The sequence below is a fragment of the Deltaproteobacteria bacterium genome (assembly GCA_005879795.1).
Classification (GTDB): domain Bacteria; phylum Desulfobacterota; class Binatia; order DP-6; family DP-6; genus DP-6.
Map to the genome: position 1 here is coordinate 1 of VBKJ01000066.1, position 4,380 is coordinate 4,380.

At 71.2% G+C, this 4,380-nt stretch carries 5 protein-coding genes; 4 read left to right on the plus strand and 1 reads right to left on the minus strand.

Annotated features, from left to right (window positions below; genetic code table 11):
* Window positions 1–293 precede the first annotated feature (293 nt).
* The 4 genes from E6J59_03465 (at window position 294) to E6J59_03480 (ending at window position 2,912) form a co-directional block, all read left to right on the plus strand.
* Window positions 294–551, plus strand: a complete 258-nt coding sequence (locus E6J59_03465; GenBank protein ID TMB22609.1) for a hypothetical protein — start codon at window positions 294–296, stop codon at window positions 549–551.
* 180 nt (window positions 552–731) lie between these two features.
* A complete protein-coding gene (locus E6J59_03470) occupies window positions 732–1,526 on the plus strand; it encodes a DUF4394 domain-containing protein (GenBank protein TMB22610.1) in 795 nt (264 codons plus the stop codon).
* A gap of 62 nt (window positions 1,527–1,588) precedes the next feature.
* Complete coding sequence (locus E6J59_03475) at window positions 1,589–2,215, plus strand: sigma-70 family RNA polymerase sigma factor (GenBank protein ID TMB22611.1); 627 nt, start codon at window positions 1,589–1,591, stop codon at window positions 2,213–2,215.
* Between the two features lie 7 nt (window positions 2,216–2,222).
* On the plus strand, window positions 2,223–2,912 hold the full coding sequence (locus E6J59_03480) for a hypothetical protein (GenBank protein ID TMB22612.1): 690 nt from the start codon (window positions 2,223–2,225) through the stop codon (window positions 2,910–2,912).
* On the opposite strand, the gene E6J59_03485 is transcribed toward E6J59_03480, so the two are convergent.
* On the minus strand, window positions 2,913–4,361 hold the full coding sequence (locus E6J59_03485; GenBank protein ID TMB22613.1) for a hypothetical protein: 1,449 nt from the start codon (window positions 4,359–4,361) through the stop codon (window positions 2,913–2,915). It abuts the gene before it with no gap.
* Between the last annotated feature and the right edge of the window lie 19 nt (window positions 4,362–4,380).

The following is a 4,380-nucleotide window of genomic DNA, read 5'->3' on the forward strand; positions in this document are numbered from 1 at the left end:
TTCGGTCGGCGCATCACTGTTCGCACGCGAAGTCGGAGCACTTGCTCACCGGAGGGGCCGACGACGTATCGGCATGGCTGAGATACGGGACGCCGGCAGCGATCGCGAGAATGCCGAGCGCGAGACCCGCGGCTACGATGCGACGCCTCGCGGCGCTCACCTTCGTACGATCGTTCCTGATTCCCATGACGTTCTTGAACGTTCTCACTGTGTTTCTCCTTCCTAAAGACGACTACACCGCCTGAGTCGATTTGGATTGCCCTGCATCCGCCGCTGTATTCGTATAGCGCCGGATGCTCGAGCGGGTGTGGCGGGCGCGCGATCGAGTGCGGCGGTTAGGGGAGGGTGACGTCGGCGACGACGGGGTGCGGGCCGCGCTGGAATGGCCTGCGCTGCTGCGGAAGCTCGACCGGATCGACCCGAGCTACCGCTCAGGACGCCCCGATCACGCAGCTCTCGCTCTCGTCCTCCTGCCCTTGTCCGCTTGCTGTACCCCATCGACGAAGAGGATGCCGGCTCGGATGAGCGGCAGGAGAAGAGCCCCGTCGTGACGTCGGCACCGGGCCTACGCCATGTCCAGGAGCTTGAAGGCCATCAGGAGGCCCTTCGTGCGCGAGCCAGCGCCCTTCGTCACGCGCTGGCGCAGCCGCATCTCTCCCTACGCGTGAGATGCCGGCGCGATGCCGGGTCTCTCTTGACAGGACACGGCCACTCCGACAGTTGCCCACACCGTGAGATCGACCGGCCTCGTCGTCGCGCTCGTCGCGATCGTCGCCACCGCCCGCGCCGACCCGCCGCCGGCGCTCATCGGGTCGACCGAAGACGGCCGCCTGCTGCTCTTCCGCGCGGATCGTCCGGAAGCCGCCCGCACGGTCCGGCCGACCGGGCTCTCCGGTCGGCTCGTCGGCATCGACTCGCGTCCTGCCGACGGCCATCTCTACGGCCTCACCACGACCAACGACCTCTACCGCATCGATCCTACGACGGGTGCGTCCACCCTCGTCAGCACCCTCACGGTGCCATTCGACGGCGACCTCCGCTCGGGCATCGCTTTCAATCCCCAGGCGGATCGGCTCCGCCTGGTCAGCGCCGACGGCCAGAATCTGCGCGTCAACGTCGTCCTCGGCGCGACCGCGGTCGACACGCCGCTCGCCTATGCGCCCTCCGATCGGAATGCGGGCAAGCGCCCCCGCATCGCCGGCGCCGCCTACACCAACACCGTCCGCGACGCGCCGACGACGAAGCTCTTCGAGATCGACGCAGAGCAGGACGTCCTCGTGCTCCAGGACCCGCCCAACGACGGCCTCCTCGCGACCGTCGGCCCCCTCGACGCCGCCTTCGCCCCGCTCTCCGGGTTCACCATCGTGACCGACACGAGCGGCGCGGACCGAGCCTATGCCGCGACGGCCGGCAAGCTCTACACGATCGACCTCACGACCGGGCATGCGACCCCCGTTGGCACCATCGGCGATCCCCCGGTGCCGCTCGTCTCCCTCGCCGCTACGCCCGATGTCACTGCTCCGTAGATCCGGAGCGCTCGCCCCGCACCCTGCATCCGCGGGCCCGGCTCGGGCGTAGAAGAGACGGTGTGCGATCCCCCGCGCCGACCGACTATGCTAGCCAATACCTCGACTTGCGCCGGACTGGAGAGGACGAGACGGTCTCAGCCGAGCCATCGGACGAGGTCCTGCTCAGCGCGCTCGGCACCGACCGCGCCGCGCTCGGACCGCTCTACGATCGGTACGGCGGCCTCGTCTACGGGCTCGCCCGCGCCATCCTCCAGTCCCAGGACGAGGCCGAGGACCTCACGCAGGAGGTCTTCGTGATGCTCTGCCAGGGGACCACCTACGATGTGCGCCGCGGCTCCCTCGGCGCCTTCCTGACGACGCTTACGCGATCCCGGGCCATCGATCGGCTGCGACGCCGCGGGCGGCGCCTCCGCATCCTCCGCGCGTCCTGGCGTAGCGCGCCGCCGCCCGACGTGCCCGCGGCCCCGGTCGACCGGATCGCGACGCGCCAGTGCTCCGAGCGTGTGCGCGGCGCCGTCGCCGAGCTCCCCGCCAACGAGCGCCGCGTGCTCGAGATGGTCTACTACCAGGGCCTGACGCAGGCGGAGATCGCGGCGACTCTCGACGCCCCCCTCGGGACGGTGAAGAGCTGGTGTCGCCGCGGGCTCCTGGGGCTGCGCGCGGCGCTCGCGGATCTCATGGAGTGACGACGTGATGCTCCCCAACGACCTCGCCGTCGACTACGTGCTCGGGGAGCTCTCGCACGAGGATGCCGCGACGTTCGAGCGCCGCCTCGCCGGCGACCCGGAGCTGGCCGAGGAGGTGCGGCGGCTCCGCGCGACGCTCGGCCTGCTCCCGTTCGCGACGGTCACCGAGCCGCCCCCTCACCTTCGCGCGCGCGTGCTCGCGGCGGGCCGCGCGTCAGCACCGGCCAGGACGTCGGCACCCCGCCGCGTGGTCTGGAGCCGGTTCGCGGCCGCCGCCGCTGCCGTCCTCGCGCTCGCCTTCGGCTTCGACGCCTACCGCGTACGCCGGGACCTCGCCCTCGAGCGCGAGCTCACGGCGACGCTGCACGAGCCGAATGTCGTGCGCTCGTTCGCACTCGCCGGGACCGGCGGGGCGTACGGTACGGTCGCCCTCGACCTCGACGCGAAGCGCGGCGCGGTCGTCGTAAAGGGCCTGCGCGCCCTCCCCCCGGGCGAGCGCTACCGCCTGTGGGCTCAGGTCGGCGAGCGGAGCGTGTTCTGCGGCGAGTTCGGGGCGAGCGCGGCGGGCACGATCGTCGCGCAGTTCCCCGTGCCGGTCGAATCGTACACCGCGCCCATCGCGAAGCTCTTCCTCACGAAGGAGTCGACGCCGCGCGGCCCGGCGCCCGCGGGGCCGACGGTGATGGAGAGCGCGTAGTCATCGCCGGTAGCTGAGCTCGACGAAGCCGTAGTTCGCCGCGCGACCGGCGAACGTCGCGCCCACGACGTCACCGCCGAAAGCGTGGCCGTAGTAGCCGTTGACCGCGAGCTGGGGCAGCACGTGCACCGTCGCGGAGATATCGACCAGCTGCGCGAGGTCGTGGTGCCCACCCGAGGGCGTGCCCGCGTAGCCGAAGATGCGATCGTTGGTCGCCCCGCCACCGGAGTACCAGAGGTCCCGCGCGTCGCTCAGCGCGAGCCAGTGATAGTCACAGCGGAGGCTGACGTCGCGGTGCGGCGTGAGCAGGACCTGCGCGAAGGCGTCGCCCGTGTTCATGAGGTTGTAGAAGGGTAGCTGTGCGTACGTCCGTGCGGTCGGAAGGAGCTGGAAGAAGCTGCGGTGATGGCCGTCGGTCGGGTTGCCGTCGCCGGAGGAGCGGTCGTAGCCGACCCGTAGCCACGGCGCCGCGAACAGCGCCGGGAGCTGGTACCCGGTCTCGACCGCGTACGCCCACGCAGCGTGGTCGTCGGCTCCCCAGTCGCCCGCCTGCACCGCCACCCAGCCGAGGAGGTCGAGCCGTCCCGGTCCGAGGTCGAGAACCGTGAGGGCGTGCCCGCCCGTGGTATGGAGCGCGATCGGCGCACGATCCGACGTGCGGACGGTCAGCGGGCGGTTGTCGACCTTCAGCACCGCATCGCGGCCGTCGCGGTAGTAGAGGTAGAAGAGCCGGACGTCGGCCGGGGGAAAGCGCGGCAGGCGCTTCAAGGTGACGGCCGCGCCCGCGAGCGTCAGGTCGAGCTCGCGGTTGGCGCTCACCTCGAACCCACCCTGCGTCGGCCGCGTGCCGATCACGGTGACGTTCCACGCGGCGCGGTCCCAGGCAAGCCGCACCCCGTCGAAGCTCCGCGTCACGTGGGTGAACTCGAACGGGCCGACAAGCCGCTCCGCGATGCGCATGCGTTTCACCGCCGAGAGCGTCGGGTCGCCGGGCACCGTCTCGAGCCCGTCGCGGTACTCGTATCGGCCGACGGTCGCCGTCAGCCCTGCGCGGCGGAGGGTCACGAAGCCGAGCTTCAGGAACGGCTCGCCCTGCGTGCGCTGCTTCGTGTTCGCGAAGTAGATGGCGCCGGGACCGAGGTTGCCGACGGGCGCCGGCAGGCTCGCGTCGTCGGGCAGGTTTCCCAGCCGGGTGTCCTGCGCGACGAGCGTCAGCTGGGCGTGCGGCAGCGTGACCGACAGACCGGCGCGGAGCTGGCTCGCGACGAAGCCGTAGCGGCTGGCACCCGGATCGGCGGCGCCCGGTCGCGGACGGAACCAATCGACGACCTCGCCGCGCAGGCGCTCGCTGGCGATGAGCGTGACACGGTCCCGCCAGTCACCGCCGTCGTCGCCGTGGCAAACCGTCGCCATGATGAGGCACAGCACCCCGCCGAGCGTCCGAGCCATGTCTTCGTGCCCATAGCGA